This is a genomic window from Corynebacterium minutissimum, from assembly GCF_016889765.1.
GTDB classification, from domain to species: domain Bacteria; phylum Actinomycetota; class Actinomycetes; order Mycobacteriales; family Mycobacteriaceae; genus Corynebacterium; species Corynebacterium minutissimum_B.
This window is the reverse complement of the sequence record NZ_CP069533.1, coordinates 276,098-290,738: the sequence shown is the minus strand read 5'-3', so window position 1 is coordinate 290,738 and position 14,641 is coordinate 276,098. Positions and strand designations below refer to the sequence as shown.

Genomic DNA, 14,641 nt, shown 5'->3' with positions numbered 1-14,641 from the left:
TCTGCGCCGAGGAACAGAGTGGCCTCGGCGCAGACTACGGGAAGGCGTAAGTGACTAGTGCTTAGGATTCGAGGAAGGAAAGGTCACCGATGGTGGCTTCGTCGATACCCTCGCCCTTGTCCAAGTTCTTCGACACGAGCTTGTCGAATTCACCGGAGGAATGCAGCTCCTCCAATGCCTTATTGACGGCGTCGGTAGCTTCCTGGTCGTCCTTCTTTAGACCCGCACCGTAGTATTCATCAGTGAACGGCTTGCCGTCCTTGTCCAGCTCCACCACCTTGAACTTGCCCGGGTTCTGAGCCGCGTAACCATTGAGAATCGTGGCATCCGTCGTCATGGCGTCCACGTTGCCCTGGCTTAGAGCCTCCACACAGGAGGAGTAGGTGTCGTACTCTTGCAGCTGAACGCTGGGGAGAGCTTCCTTGACTTTCTGGGCTGGAGTCGAGCCGGTTACTGAGCAGAGAATCTTGCCGTCGAGGCCGTCAAGACCGGTGATGTCCGAGTTGTCTTCCTGGGTAAGCAGTGCCTGGTGCGTAACGAGGTAAGGGCCTGCGAAGTTGACCTTTTCGGCGCGTGAGGCATTGATGGAATACGTGGCGGTGATGAGGTCGACCTCACCGTTCTCAATGAGGGTCTCACGCTGCGCAGACGGCGTCTCACGCCATTCGATCTCTGGCTCTTCCCAGCCATTGGCCTCGGCGATGTGGTTTACCACATAGGTCGCGATGTCCACATCGAGACCGGTCATGGAGCCATCGCCCTCGCGCAGGCCCAAACCTGGCTGGTCGAACTTGGTTCCGAGCGTGACGTTACCTGCCTCGATGTGTGCAAGCAGGCCTTCGCCGCCACCGGCGGAATCAGCGGAATCGCCACCACAGGCAACGAGCAGTGAGCTCGAAGCAGCGAGGGCAGCAACAGTGGCGGTGACGCGGGTAAAGGTGCGGGACATGAGATTCTCCTTGAATAGAGTGAGATGGAAAGTTGTGTGGGGTAGTGGAGGTAGTGACGGTCAGTGCTGAAGAATCTTGCCGAGGAAGTCCTTGGCGCGATCCGACTGCGGGTTGGTGAAGAAAGATTCAGGGTCGGTATCTTCGACGATGCTGCCGTCCGCCATGAAGAGGATGCGGTCAGCAGCCCGGCGCGCGAAGCCCATTTCGTGGGTGACCACGACCATGGTCATGCCTTCCTTAGCGAGGTCAGTCATGACGTCGAGGACCTCATTGACCATTTCTGGGTCCAGCGCGGACGTAGGTTCGTCGAACAACATGACCTTGGGGCGCATGGCCAAAGCGCGTGCAATAGCCACGCGTTGCTGCTGGCCACCAGAAAGCTGGGCAGGGTATTTCTCTGCCTGATTGGCAATACCCACGCGTTCCAGCAGCTGCATGGCGAGGTCCTCAGCCTCCGACTTCTTCATCTTGCGAACCTTGATCGGCCCCAAGGTGACGTTGTCCTTGATGGTCTTGTGTGGAAAGAGATTGAACTGCTGGAAGACCATGCCCACGTCGGCGCGCAGCTTGGCTAGCTCACGGCCTTCTTCTGGGAGCTGGGTGCTGTCGATAGAGATGCTCCCTTCCTCGATGGTTTCGAGGCGGTTGATCGTGCGACAGAGCGTGGATTTTCCCGAACCGGAGGGGCCGAGGACGACGACCACCTCTCCGCGGTCGATCTCCAAGTTGATATCGCGGAGAGCGTGGTAATCGTCGAAGTATTTGTTGACTCCGGAGATTTCAATCATGGGACGCCGCGTGTCAGGCATGCCACACCCCCTTAGTGAAAGTGAACTGGATCATAGGTAGAAGAATAGGGTGTGGAGATAGGGGATGGTGGTCCTTTAGGTAACGAATGCATAACGCTTGGGGCTGTGCGAGGCATTAGGAGTAGTGGGACGTGGCCGTTAGAATGTCCCCACGTGAGCACCCCTGTAACTGAACACCAGCCCCGCACCTATGAGGTGCGCACCTTTGGCTGCCAGATGAACGTGCATGATTCCGAGCGCATTTCCGGCCTTCTCGAAGAGGCCGGCTACATCGCCGCACCTGTTGACGTCGAACCCGATCTTGTCGTATTCAACACCTGCGCGGTCCGTGAAAACGCTGATAAGCGCTTGTATGGAACACTAGGCGCGTTGAAGAAGACCAAGGAGAACCACCCCGGCATGCAAATTGCCGTCGGTGGCTGCTTGGCGCAGAAAGATAAGGACACTGTCCTCGATCACGCACCGTGGGTGGACGCTGTCTTTGGCACCCACAACATGGCGGCCCTGCCGACCCTGCTGGAGCGTGCCCGTCACAATGATGAGGCCCAGGTGGAGATCGTTGACTCCCTCGAGGCCTTTCCCTCCGTCTTGCCTGCCAAACGAGAATCCGCCTATGCCGGCTGGGTTTCGGTATCGGTGGGCTGTAACAACACCTGTACCTTCTGCATCGTGCCTTCTCTGCGCGGCAAGGAAGAGGACCGTCGCCCCGGCGACATCCTCGCTGAAGTCCAGGCGCTCGTGGACCAGGGTGTATCTGAAGTGACCCTGCTGGGCCAAAACGTCAATGCCTACGGCGTAAACTTCGCGGATCCGGACATGCCACGTGATCGCTTTGCTTTCTCCAAGCTGTTGCGTGAAGTGGGCAAAATTGAAGGCTTGGAGCGTCTGCGCTTTACCTCGCCGCATCCAGCGGAGTTCACCTCAGACGTTATTGATGCGATGGCGGAGACCCCGTCTGTGTGTCCGCAGCTGCACATGCCGCTGCAATCAGGTTCGGACAAGGTGCTGAAAGATATGCGCCGCTCCTACCGAACGAAGAAGTTCTTTGGGATCCTCGATGAGGTGCGCGAGAAGATGCCGCATGCGGCCATCACCACCGATATTATTGTGGGCTTCCCAGGGGAGACTGAAGAGGACTTCGAGGCCACCATGGACGTGGTGCGCCGCGCGCGTTTCGCCTCCGCCTTTACGTTCCAGTATTCGCCTCGCCCTGGCACCCCGGCAGCCGAGATGGAGGATCAGATCCCCAAGGAGGTTGTCCAGGAGCGCTTCGAGCGCCTCGTGGCCCTGCAAGACTCCATTCAGGCGGAAGAGAATGCCAAGCTTGTGGGTACGGACGTTGAGCTGCTGGTCCAAGCCGGGGGCGGCCGCAAGAACGACGAAACGCACCGCATGTCTGGCCGTGCCCGCGATGGCCGCCTAGTGCACTTCGCGCCTGTCGACGCCACGGGGAAGGACATCTCTGCTGACATTCGCGCTGGCGATGTCGTCCACACCACAGTAACGGACTCTGGTTCCTTCTTCCTCGTCGCCGATTCCGGAGTAACCGAGCATCGCCGCACTACGGCTGGTGACATGTCCGCTGCTGGTCAAACGCCTACAACCGCACCGATTGGCGTGGGGTTGGGTCTGCCGGGCGTCGGCAAGCCTAGCGCCCCAGCCGCGTCAGCCGACGCGTGTGGTTGCTAGGGGGAGTAGGCTCCACGTACATGAGTGATGACCTAAATGCCGTGCAGGACGCCGTTGCAGCTGAGCGCCGTGCTGCCAAGACTATCGAGCTCGGTGCTCACCGCTATGCGCTCATTGTCTCCGTGGTGTTGTGGATAGCGTATATGCTCCTTCCTTATGCCGGTGAGGCTCGTGGTTGGGAGGCACTCATGCTGGGAACGACCTCCGAGGGAGTTAAGATTTCGCTCGTGGAGGCAATCAGCGCGTGGCTGGCATTGCTCGGCGTAGGAGTGCTCACGACCGCCACAATCGCGACGCGGCGCACCGCTCTAGCGCTCGTCGCTTGGATGATGACTACGGTTTCCTTTTTCGCGAACCTCTGGGGGTTCTGGTACCGCGACAGCGCAGCTGACGGAGCCCGAATCGGCATGTACGTAGGCGCACTGTCTACGTTCATAGCCTTTATCGTCTACTGCCAAGTGGCGCTTCGCCGCAGCCCAGAACAGCTCGCAGCCGCTGAACGCGTGCGCGAGGTTTCTGGACAATTGGATCACGTAGGTGTTCTCCAATCGGAGGCCGCAACAGATGTGCCGGCCGAAGAGAATCCACTGCTCATCGATAACCGCCGCTCCCAAGCGGCCTCCCGCCACCGCCGTCAACAGGAAGACTCTGACGACAACTAAGGCGTGTGGAATAGCTGTTCGTCTTCCCTCGTTGTGGAAGGCATGGCTACGCTTTTTGAACCACTCGACCTTGGACGACTAACCCTGCCGAACCGCATGACTATGGCGGCGCTGACTCGTTCGCGTGCTGGTCGTGATGGCATCCCCACTCAGTTGCACGAGACCTACTACTCACAGCGTGCTTCTCTGGGATTGATCGTGACGGAAGGTGTTTTCCCTGCGGTGCGCTGCCGTACCTTCCCGGGCCAAGCGGGCATTGAAACTCCAGAACAGATTGCTGGTTGGCGTCGCGTGGCGGATTCCGTCCACGAGGCCGGCGGTCGCATCTTCATGCAGGTCATGAACGGCGGGCGCCTATCCCATGCGAGCTTGCAGGATGGTGCTGAACCTGTCGCACCATCAGCGTTGGCCTCCGGCACAGCAGTGCGTGATTTTGAGTCTCGGAAGGAGTGCCCAGTGCCCCGAGCGCTCGACAGCTCTGAACTGCCGGGCATCGTCGAGCAATTCCGACACGCAGCGCGCAACGCTAGTGACGCTGGACTGGACGGAGTGGAGATTCATGGCGCGAACGGCTACCTTCTCCACCAATTCCTTTCCCCAAACTCGAATCACCGCGAGGACGCCTACGGCGGCTCCCCGGAGAATCGCTACCGGCTCGTTGAGGAGATTGTGCGTGCGGCGGCAAAGGAGATTGGCGCAGATCGCGTTGCTCTTCGCCTTTCACCCCAGAACAACATTCAAGGTATCGAGGAACTGGACGCCGATGACGTACTCGCTACGTATGGCGGGCTTCTCGACGCCACCGCAGACCTCGGCTTGGCCTACGTGTCCTTCCTGCATGCGGACCCGACGGGCGAGCTCATCAGCGAACTCAGCTCCCGTGCCCGCGCTAATGGGCGCACCCGCATCATCCTCAACTCGGGCTTTGGCCACGTGACCCAGCATGCGGAAGCTGAAACGCTCGTGCAGCATGGAGACGCTGTGGCCGTTGGCCGTTTGGTCATTTCTAACCCGGACCTCGTGCGTCGCTGGGAGGAGCAGCTGCCGGTTGCCGCACCGGACGAGTCCACGTTCTACACCGGCGGTGAGCGTGGTTATACCGACTATCCCTTCTACACGGTCAGCTCGTAGGCGCTGCTGGCAGAAATAGCGTGTGCGCCTAGCCGCGCATATAACGCATTCATGGCGGGATCGGCATCCGCGACGGAGCAGTAGGCGCGGCGCACATCGGGCCAGTGCTGCGCCACCGCATGCTGAGCATGCTGTTTGGCACGCGTGGCGAGCCCGCGGCGACGGTGTTCACGGTCGGTGACCGTGAGCGTCCACTCGCAGACCTCTGGGTCAGCATCGCCATGCCGGGAAAACTCCGTAAGGGCGACGACGCTGCCGTTCTCAATGAGCCCGACGAGCAGCGTGTGCGCCCCGCGGGAGCGCAGCCGTGCATGCGCCTCAGCGAGGCGTTGGCGCGTCCAGACAATAGGTTCCACACTTAAGTCCCCAAAGATGGCATCGGTGGAGGCGACAGTGAGCAGCCGGAGGACGTCATCGAGAAACTCCTCTGGGATGTCATAGTCCGCCCACACCTGCGCGCCGAGCACTGGGGGAGTAGGCCTGATGTCGACATACAGCTGATGCTCGGCGTGCTTACGCTTAAAACCCAGCTCAAGGTAGGCCTGCGACATCGGATCGTAGGTATAGTCCGCATCCGGCGGGTACAGCATGCCCACCTGGGCGGTGCGGCGACCAAGCTGGCGGGTCAAGCGTAAGGCCTCCTGTGCTAGAGCACGCGTCACCTCGAGGGCATCTGGCTCCAGCTTCTCCCCGGGCAGGGGCAGGAGTTCCGCCGACAGAACACATTCGATATCGGCGTTTTCGGTTTCCTCCAGCAGCGGTAAGGAAATATGGATGAATCCATCAAAATCTATCTCCGGGCTGGGTTCCGCCGCGGAAATGACAGGAAGCCCGAGCTCGCCTGCTTCACCCAACGCGGAATCGGTCAACCCAAAAAGCAGGGTGCGGGACTCCGTCGAACCTTGGAGGCGTTGGAGTACGCGGCGCGGGGAGCCACTTGCGGCCGGATCACCGCTGGCTTCTTGGGCTGCAAGGTTCGCGTCAAAGACGAAACTTCGCAGACAATCCGCCGGTTCAGCATGGGCTGAGCCCGGCGGGGCGACAATCTGAACAAACACCTCAGTGGTGGTTGATCAAGGCGTTTACTTGTCGTTGACAGCAGCCGCGGCGGCGTCCGCGAACTCCTGCCACTGAGCGGCCTGGGCGCGAAGGTCCTCGGCCTTTTTAGTGTTGCCCTTTGCTTCCGCGGCGTCTGCCTGGGCAGTGAAGTCATCGACCTTGGACTGGAACTGGGCCACGCGGGCCTGGGCCTCCGGATCAGTGCGGCGCCACTCGGAGTCCTCGGCTTCGCTCACGCGCTTTTCCAGCGCAGAAATCTTGGCCTCGTATTCACGAACCTGGTTGCGCGGGACGAAACCAATCTCTTCCCACTTCTCCTGCAGCTCGCGCAGCTTGGCCTTGGCCCCATCGATGGACTTAGACGGATCAATCTGGGAGTCATACTCCTCAATGAGTGCATCCTTGGCTGCGGCGTTCTCAGCGAATTGCTTATCGCGCTCGTCGTTGACTGCGTTGCGGGCATTGAAGAAGTAATCCTGGGCTGCGCGGAACTTGGCCCAGAGCTTATCGTCCACCTCGCGTGGAGCGCGGCCAGCTGCCTTCCACTCCGTCATCAGGTCACGGTACGCGCGGGCAGTCTCACCCCAGTTGGTGGACTCCTTGATGGCCTCGGCGCGCTCCACCAGTTCTTCCTTCTTAGCGCGGGCAGCGGCGCGGTTGCGGTCCAGCTCCGCAAAGTGAGAGCCGCGGCGGCGGTTGAACGAATCACGAGCGCGGGAGTACCGCTTCCACAGTGCATCATCGGTCTTCCGGTCGATGCCACGGATCTGCTTCCATTCCTCTAGAATGGCGCGGATGCGGTCACCGGCAGCCTTCCACTCGGTGGAGTTAGCGGCGATGTCCTCTGCCTCAGCGGCGAGCTTCTCCTTCTTTGCAATGGCTTCTTCGCGGCGACGGGCCTTGTCAGCCTGGGCCTGCTCACCGGCCTCAACGGAGTGCTCGATAACGGCTGCGAGGCGCTTGTCCAACGCGGCGATATCGCCAATGACGGCCTGAGTAGGGAGAGACTCGCGTAGTTCCGCAGCGGTGGTCTTGATAGAGGAAGCATCCCCTGGGTGGGCATTCAGACGCGACTCGAGCAACTCGATTTCCGTGGAGAGGTCGTCATAGCGTGCGCCATAGTGCGCGAGGCCTTCCTCCGGAGTACCGGCTTGCCAGTCACCAATCTTGCGCTCGCCCTCAGGGGCGTTGACATACACCGAGCCATCAGCATCGACGCGACCCCACTTGGCTGGGTCATTCTTCGGGGGCTGAGCGGGGCGTGCTGCCGGTGCGGAGGGCTTAGGGCCGGGACGAGCGCCTTTGCGGGGCATTGCTCCAGGGCTTGGGATAGCGGACATGGTAGGAAACCACCTTCGGTACAATCGCGCCGCGCGACACGGCTGCCAGAACTTATGTGACACAACACTACCGTTTCCGCCGCGCAGCCGCGTGCTAACCCCACATTTGTGACCTTATAAGATGGGAGTTGATGCAGAATCTCATGATTATGCCGGCCTCACCGGCGCTAGCAGAAGAACTCTCACCGGGCGACGATGCTTCCCGCGCACTCCTGCGTGCCGCATGCGAGTTGGTTCGTGATGCCGCACGCGTGATTACTGGAGGCGCCACGCCACTGCAGGTAGACATCGTGGGCTCCCGCGATCCGCGCTGGCGCACTGAGCTCCCGGGAAGCTTGCGCGCATGGGGTGCCCCACAAGTCAACGTCGGTGGCGGGCATTACCTCCCAGAGCTCATGGCTCGCTATGTCCTTACCCAGGCGCTAGGCACAGAGGGCTTTGAGGTCATGGACTCACGGTCCGATATTGAGGAAATCATGGAAGGGCGGCTGACGGTGGTATGCATCGACGGCTCTGCTGGATTGACCGACCGCGCCCCGCTTGCCTTGGTAGACGGCGCGCGCGATGCGCATTTGTGGTGTGAATCGGTCTTATCCGGAGCGGACGTTCACTGTGATGAGGAAAAACTGCGTTCAGCGGGAGTCCTGGAAACCGCCTTGTGGGCACAGCTGGCGACTGTGCACCCACACTATGCGGAGTTGCGGGCAGCCGATTCAACCCTCGGCGTTGGCCGCTATGTAGCGGGGTGGCAGCGCTGATGAACTCCTCTGCGCCAACCCCCATCGCGGTGGTGGGGCCCACGGCCTCCGGAAAGTCTGCGCTGGGTGTGTCCCTTGCCCATGAGCTGGAGGGTGAAGTCGTCAACGTGGATTCCATGCAGCTTTACCGTGGCATGGACATTGGCACAGCCAAGCTAAGCCTGGACGAACGTGAGGGGATTCCGCACCATCAACTTGATGTGTGGGAGGTGACGGACACCGCGTCCGTAGCCCGCTACCAGGCTGCTGCTATCGCTGATGTGGAGGACATTCTCTCCCGTGGGAAAACCCCGATCTTGGTGGGCGGTTCCATGCTGTACGTGCAGTCACTGGTGGATAATTGGCAATTCCCGCCGACCGATCCTGCGGTTCGTGCTCGTTTTGAAGCACGCCGCCAAGAGATTGGTACAGATGCTCTGCATGCGGAGCTCGCCGAGATCGATCCTGCCGCAGCCGCAATCATCGAGGACAAAGACCCCCGTCGCACCGTGCGCGCGCTGGAAGTCATTGAGTTAACCGGCAAGCCCTTCAAAGCTAGCCAGCCACCCAAGAACGCTCCGCCGCGGTGGGGCACGCGCATCCTCGGGCTTCGCACGGATGCTGAATGGCTAAATCCCCGTATTGATCTGCGCAGCCGTCTCATGTTCGACAACGGCCTGGTCGAGGAAGTTGAGAAGCTCCAGGCTCAGGGCTTGGTTGCAGACTCCACAGCGGGGCGGGCCATCGGCTACGCCCAGGTCCTCGATGCTCAGCGCGGGGAGCTGACCTGGGACGAAGCTATCGAGCGCACCATCACCGGCACGCGTCGCTATGTGCGCCGGCAGCGCGCCTGGTTTAACAGGGATAAACGCATTTCTTGGTTGGATGCCGCCGGCGATACACGGGATCAAGCTTTGCGTGTCCTGGAGAGCCGTTAGACTCTACAAACATGAACTTTGCCAAGGGACACGGAACTGAGAACGACTTTGTCATTGTGGAAGGAACCCAGCCCCTTCTACCAGAGAAAGTCCAGGCGCTGTGCGATCGTCGCGCCGGCATCGGCGGCGATGGCGTGCTCCGCGTCATCCGCGCTGGAGAACTACTGGCAGCTGGTGACATCGACGAGCTCGCGCTGGGCATTGATGCGCAGGACTGGTTTATGGATTACCGCAATGCCGATGGTTCAGTAGCAGAAATGTGTGGCAATGGTACTCGCGTCTTTGCCCACTGGGTGCGCTCCCGTGGGCTGGTGGACAAGGACACCTTCACGGTGGGTACGCGTGCCGGAGCCAAACGTGTGACCGTTCACTCTTTCACTGAGACCGATGCTGAGGTCAGTGTGGAGATGGGCCCGGCCACTGTGCTCGGTGTGTCCACCGCCTCGATGGCGGGGGAGAAGTTCGCGGGCCTTGGCGTGGATATGGGAAACCCACATTTGGCTGCGGTTATCCCAGGGCTGAGCGCGGAGGCGTTGGCCCAAAGGACCCTTGAACAGCCGGTTATTGATACAGAGTTCTTTCCGGCGGGAGTGAATGTCGAGATCGTCACTCCCCTCGAGGCGGGCACTGTTCACATGCGAGTATTCGAGCGCGGGGTCGGGGAGACCCGTTCCTGTGGCACGGGTACGGTGGCGGCTGCACGTGCCGCGCTTGCCGACGCCTCCCAGGCAACCGGCACCGTCCGTGTCATTGTCCCCGGTGGTGAGGTCACAGTGGAGATTACCGAGGACGGCTCCACGCTCACTGGGCCATCGCGCATCGTGGCGACCGGAGAGACGTCGCTGTAGTTAAGACGGGGCGTCTATTTGTAATCTGTGCCCAGCGCCAAGGCAGCGCGGCGCGCAGCCAGCCAGGATTCTTTGAGTTCGGCCGCGCGTTCATCGGCCACCTTGAGCAAGGATTCCAGCTCGCTGGTTTCGACATCGGGGGCGTTAACCCGCGCAGTGAGCCGACGAAGGAATCGCTGTGCTCCGTGCATCTCGTAGTGGAAGGCCTCGATGGAGGGGTTGGTGCAGTCGACGTCGACAAGCGCCGGGCGGTGTAGCGTGCGATCCGCCAACGCATCAGAGTCCTCGCTCGTGGCGAAGGTCGTGTAATCCTGGATGACGTCGGTGATGTCCTCGACCGTCAAGGCGATAGAGGCGCGTAGAGCTGATTGCTCTGAGGCATCCGGGCGGGTGCCGGCAATAAGCCACAGAGCGCCGCAGACAAGAATGGCGAGGATGACTCCCTGCAGCTTCAGCGTCACCACCAACACCACGGCCGTAACCGCGGCGAGGAGCAGGGCAAACCCGCGACGCTGAGATGCGGAAAAGTTCATGGCAACAACTTTACGGCATTAGTTCTCTCGGTGGTTTAGTGGCCGCCGCAGCCACAGCCGCCGGAACCGCAGCCACAACCGCCCTCGCCACCACAGCCGCCAGTCGGCATCGCAATCGACGCGGTCAGCATCGCCGTGCCCGCCAACACAGAATCCTTGGCTGGCAGTTCACCAAAGCTCTCGGGGAGGCACAGGTCAAACGGGAACACACCATCCATGACCAAGTGCATAAAGCGCTGTCCGGTGAGCTGGTTGTGGCGCCACTCTGATTCCATGACTCGCGCAGCAAAGGTGCAGCCCGGGGTCGGAGCGGCAGCCCCCGAACCAGAAGCGACAATCTGTGCGCCCTCGGACTCAAAAGTAGCGGGGTAGGAGCCCCTCTCGGACTCATAAGCCTCGGTGCTGTCGAAGTGTGTGACGTCGAGACCCATTGCGGTGAGTTCAACCTGCTGCCACTGCTGCGTGTCTTCGTCGACAAGCAGCGGGCCCTGCGCCAGGTTCGCGGTGGCCTGCGCTAGGACGGTGCCAAAAGGATCGATGATGTCGAGGTAGGCGAGGACGTCATTGATCATGGAGACGTGCGCAAAGCCCTGGGTAACGGAGTCGAAACCAATGAAGGTGGCAAATGGTTCGACAGCGAGAATGTTGAGCTGGGCGCCGGAAGGATCCACAAACTGGATAAGCTGCCCGCCGCGCACCTCGCCGGTCACTGCGAGCTGATTGGTGGAAATTGCTGCCTCCACGGCGTCCTGCCAGCGCTCGTAGTTCAGGCCAATGGCCTGCATCTCTGGGTGAGTCTTCTCGTTGACGGTCATGTCCACTATTGTATCCGCCGCGTGGAGGAGTCAAAAATAGCTTTGAGAAGGTCAGTGACCTCTGCCTTCGCGCTCACACAATTCCCGGTTCAGCATGTCGACGTGCAAGAATAGGGAGCATATGACGAAACAAACCCATGATGAACTCCTCGCGCAGGCCTTTGGTGAGCCTGCCCCCGCGCCGCAGGATCCGACGATTGGTGACTTGGACCTTGCCGAGCGCAATGCCTTCCGCCGTGTGACGCGTGAGACCACCATCCGTGCCGAAGACACTACTGACGGTTACGAGGTGGAGTACCGAAAGCTCCGTCTGGAGCAAGTGATCCTCGTTGGTGTGTGGACCGAGGGAACCGTGGCCGAAGTGGAGGCCACGATGGCTGAGCTGGCAGCCTTGACGGAAACTGCTGGCGCAGAGGTGGTGGAGGCGCTCTACCAGAAGCGTGAGAAGCCCGACCCAGGAACCTATATTGGCTCAGGCAAGGCTGCTGAGCTCAAGGATATTGTGGCCGCGACCGGTGCCGATACCGTCGTCTGCGATGGTGAGCTCACCCCCGGTCAGCTCTCGGCTCTCGAGCGTGCTCTCAACACCAAGGTTATTGACCGCACCATGCTCATTTTGGACATCTTCGCGCAGCATGCGAAGTCCAAGGAAGGTAAGGCGCAGGTCTCCCTGGCACAGTTGGAGTACCTCTACACGCACACACGAGGTTGGGGTGGCAATCTTTCGCGCCAGGCAGGTGGCCGTGCCGGTTCCAACGGCGGTGTGGGCCTGCGTGGTCCTGGTGAAACCAAGATTGAGACGGACCGTCGCCGCATCCGTACCCAGATGGCGCTTCTGCGCAAAGAACTTAAGGCGATGAAGACCGCCCGTGAGGTCAAACGCGCGAAGCGCCAGCGCTCCACCGTGCCCCAAATCGCCATTGCTGGCTATACCAATGCAGGAAAGTCCTCCCTCATTAACGCGATGACGGGCGCCGGCGTGCTGGTCGAGGATGCCCTGTTTGCCACGCTGGATCCCACGACGCGCCGAGCCGAGCTTGCCGACGGCCGCCAGGTCGTCTTTACCGACACCGTCGGCTTCGTGCGCCACTTGCCGACTCAGCTGGTGGAAGCCTTCAAATCCACGCTGGAAGAAGTCCTCGCCGCAGATCTCATGCTGCACGTGGTCGATGGGTCTGACCCGTTCCCGCTCAAGCAGATCGAGGCGGTCAACAAGGTTATCTACGACATTGTGAAGGAAACCGGCGAGGATGCCCCGCCGGAGATCATCGTTATCAACAAGATTGACCAGGCTGACCCACTCGTTCTGGCAGAGCTGCGCCACGTACTCGATCGCGACAATGTGGTCTACGTGTCTGCAAAGACGGGCGAGGGCGTGGACGAACTCACGGCTTGCGTGGAGCTTTTCCTTAACTCCCGCGACGAACATGTGCAGCTGCTGATCCCTTTTACGCGCGGTGACGTGGTGGCGCGCCTCCACGCGGAGGGTACCGTGCGCAGCGAGGAGTACTCGGGGGAGGGCACGCTAGTCGACGTCCGCCTCCCAGCCTCCGTCGCCGCCGAGCTAGCCGAGTTCCGCGTGGAGGAATCCGCTTAGGATTCGGCGTTCGGGTGGGCCATAATAGAGGTTCGTGAGTATCTTTTCCTGGGACGTCCATGGGGACGGAAAAACTATTAAGCCGGGTGCGGTGGTTGCGCCCGAAGAACGATTGAGCTGGGGCCGCACCATTGGCATCGGCATGCAGCACGTCGTGGCCATGTTTGGCGCGACGCTGCTTGTGCCAACGCTGACCGGTTTCCCGGTCAACACCACACTGCTCTTCTCTGGTCTGGGAACGATTCTGTTCCTCATGATCACGCGCAACCGCTTGCCCTCCTACCTGGGCTCGTCCTTTGCGTTCATTGCACCACTGACCGCTTCCCAGCAGTATGGCATCGGTGCGCAGGCGGGTTCGGTTCTCGTGACCGGCCTGGTTCTCGTGCTCATCGGTTTCGCTGTGAAGGCTGCTGGCCGCAAGGTACTCGATGCGGTCATGCCGCCCGCGGTCACCGGCGCCATCGTGGCACTCATCGGCCTAAACCTGGCGCCTAACGCGGCCTCCAACTTCTCTAGCCAGCCCCTCGTGGCAACCGTGACCCTGGCGGTCATCATCTTGGCTACTGTGGCCGGCCGCGGCATGGTCTCGCGCCTGTCTATTCTCATTGGCGTTGTTGTGGGCTGGGCCTTCGCGGCTATCACCGGGAACCTGGGGGAGGGCGCCGTGGAATCTATCCGTGAGGCTGCCTGGATTGGTTTCCCACAGTTCCACGCCCCAGAGTTTCATGTCTCTGCCATTCTGGCGGCGCTGCCGGTTCTCGTCGTCCTGATCGCTGAGAACGTCGGCCACGTCAAGGCCGTCTCCGAAATGACGAAGCGTGACCTCGATGATCTGGCCGGCGATGCCCTTATCGCTGACGGACTCGCGACTTCCCTAGCTGGTGGCTTCGGTGGCTCCGGCACCACGACCTACGCTGAGAATATCGGTGTCATGGCTGCAACTCGCGTCTATTCCACGGCCGCGTATTGGGTTGCCGCCATCACCGCTATCGCGCTGGCTTTCATCCCGAAGTTTGGCGCGCTCATTTTCACCATCCCTACCGGTGTATTGGGTGGTGCCTGCCTCGTGCTCTACGGGCTCATCGGCATGCTCGGTGTGCGCATCTGGATGGACAACAAGGTCAACTTCAACAACCCTGTCAACCTCACCGCCGCTGCTGTTGCGCTCATCGCCGGAATCGGCAACCTCACCCTCGACGTCTTCGGCGTCACCCTGGAGGGCATCGCCTGGGGTTCCGTCGGCATCATCATCGGTTACCCCATCATGAAGCGCCTCTACGACCAAGTCGGGGAAGGGCAGTACGCGAAGTATTAGGCTCCCGCTCAATAAACACGTGACTATGAAGTGAACTTCGCGTTAAACCTGTTTAATATCGGTGGAATAAGGGGAGGGTAATGGCGACTTTCCGGTACGAATGGAGTCTGCCAAAAGAGTATGACTAAGTTCTTACATTTTCATGATGACAACCACCGTGAGGCCTACTGAGCGCTACCGCCTGCGCAAGCAGAACTGACTGCCGCCGTTTGCGGAGG

At 60.7% G+C, this 14,641-nt stretch carries 14 protein-coding genes; 8 read left to right on the top strand and 6 right to left on the bottom strand.

Translation table 11 applies throughout. The annotated features are described in order from the left end of the window. Nucleotides 1-61: 61 nt before the first annotated feature. Together I6J26_RS01330 and gluA are read right to left on the bottom strand one after the other, a co-directional pair. On the bottom strand, nt 62-949 hold the full coding sequence (locus I6J26_RS01330; RefSeq protein WP_115022553.1) for a glutamate ABC transporter substrate-binding protein: 888 nt from the start codon (nt 947-949) through the stop codon (nt 62-64). Nucleotides 950-1,009: 60 nt separating this feature from the next. After that, nucleotides 1,010-1,738 carry a glutamate ABC transporter ATP-binding protein GluA gene (gene gluA / locus I6J26_RS01325; RefSeq protein ID WP_181815457.1) on the bottom strand — a complete coding sequence of 243 codons (729 nt, stop codon included), beginning with the start codon at nt 1,736-1,738 and terminating at the stop codon, nt 1,010-1,012. Nucleotides 1,739-1,912: 174 nt separating this feature from the next. Here gluA and miaB point away from each other — a divergent pair, with 174 nt between their 5' ends. From miaB to I6J26_RS01310, 3 genes are read left to right on the top strand one after another with little or no spacing between them, the layout of a single operon-like run. Beyond that, nucleotides 1,913-3,448, top strand: coding sequence for a tRNA (N6-isopentenyl adenosine(37)-C2)-methylthiotransferase MiaB (miaB, locus tag I6J26_RS01320; protein ID WP_115022549.1), 1,536 nt, complete (start codon nt 1,913-1,915; stop codon nt 3,446-3,448). A 20-nt stretch (nt 3,449-3,468) separates the two neighbouring features. Further along, complete coding sequence (locus I6J26_RS01315; protein WP_115022547.1) at nt 3,469-4,110, top strand: Rv2732c family membrane protein; 642 nt, start codon at nt 3,469-3,471, stop codon at nt 4,108-4,110. A 42-nt stretch (nt 4,111-4,152) separates the two neighbouring features. Next, complete coding sequence (locus tag I6J26_RS01310) at nt 4,153-5,241, top strand: alkene reductase (protein ID WP_115024382.1); 1,089 nt, start codon at nt 4,153-4,155, stop codon at nt 5,239-5,241. Here the strand turns inward: I6J26_RS01310 and I6J26_RS01305 are convergent. Both I6J26_RS01305 and I6J26_RS01300 read right to left on the bottom strand, forming a co-directional pair. Further along, nucleotides 5,223-6,299 carry a GNAT family N-acetyltransferase gene (locus I6J26_RS01305; protein ID WP_115022544.1) on the bottom strand — a complete coding sequence of 359 codons (1,077 nt, stop codon included), beginning with the start codon at nt 6,297-6,299 and terminating at the stop codon, nt 5,223-5,225. The two genes, I6J26_RS01310 and I6J26_RS01305, sit on opposite strands and share 19 nt — an antisense overlap. A gap of 24 nt (nt 6,300-6,323) precedes the next feature. After that, complete coding sequence (locus tag I6J26_RS01300) at nt 6,324-7,640, bottom strand: DUF349 domain-containing protein (protein WP_115022541.1); 1,317 nt, start codon at nt 7,638-7,640, stop codon at nt 6,324-6,326. A gap of 131 nt (nt 7,641-7,771) precedes the next feature. On the opposite strand from I6J26_RS01300, the gene I6J26_RS01295 reads away from it, so the two are divergent. From I6J26_RS01295 to dapF, 3 genes are read left to right on the top strand one after another with little or no spacing between them, the layout of a single operon-like run. Then, nucleotides 7,772-8,398 carry a hypothetical protein gene (locus tag I6J26_RS01295; protein ID WP_115022539.1) on the top strand — a complete coding sequence of 209 codons (627 nt, stop codon included), beginning with the start codon at nt 7,772-7,774 and terminating at the stop codon, nt 8,396-8,398. Next, a complete protein-coding gene (miaA, locus tag I6J26_RS01290) occupies nt 8,398-9,315 on the top strand; it encodes a tRNA (adenosine(37)-N6)-dimethylallyltransferase MiaA (protein ID WP_115022536.1) in 918 nt (305 codons plus the stop codon). The genes I6J26_RS01295 and miaA overlap by 1 nt, the downstream gene beginning before the upstream one ends. 11 nt (nt 9,316-9,326) lie before the next feature. Beyond that, the gene (gene dapF / locus I6J26_RS01285; protein ID WP_115022533.1) at nt 9,327-10,163 is read left to right on the top strand and encodes a diaminopimelate epimerase; all 837 of its coding nucleotides are present in this window, start codon (nt 9,327-9,329) and stop codon (nt 10,161-10,163) included. A 14-nt stretch (nt 10,164-10,177) separates the two neighbouring features. On the opposite strand, the gene I6J26_RS01280 is transcribed toward dapF, so the two are convergent. Further along, nucleotides 10,178-10,696 (bottom strand): hypothetical protein, encoded by a 519-nt coding sequence (locus I6J26_RS01280; RefSeq protein WP_115022531.1) that lies wholly within the window; start codon nt 10,694-10,696, stop codon nt 10,178-10,180. A gap of 35 nt (nt 10,697-10,731) precedes the next feature. Further along, complete coding sequence (locus I6J26_RS01275) at nt 10,732-11,511, bottom strand: hypothetical protein (RefSeq protein WP_115022528.1); 780 nt, start codon at nt 11,509-11,511, stop codon at nt 10,732-10,734. 121 nt (nt 11,512-11,632) lie between these two features. Here I6J26_RS01275 and hflX point away from each other — a divergent pair, with 121 nt between their 5' ends. After that, nucleotides 11,633-13,108: a GTPase HflX gene (hflX, locus tag I6J26_RS01270; protein ID WP_115022525.1), complete on the top strand. Its 1,476-nt coding sequence runs from the start codon at nt 11,633-11,635 to the stop codon at nt 13,106-13,108. Between the two features lie 34 nt (nt 13,109-13,142). After that, nucleotides 13,143-14,423: a uracil-xanthine permease family protein gene (locus I6J26_RS01265; protein WP_115022523.1), complete on the top strand. Its 1,281-nt coding sequence runs from the start codon at nt 13,143-13,145 to the stop codon at nt 14,421-14,423. Nucleotides 14,424-14,641 lie beyond the last annotated feature (218 nt).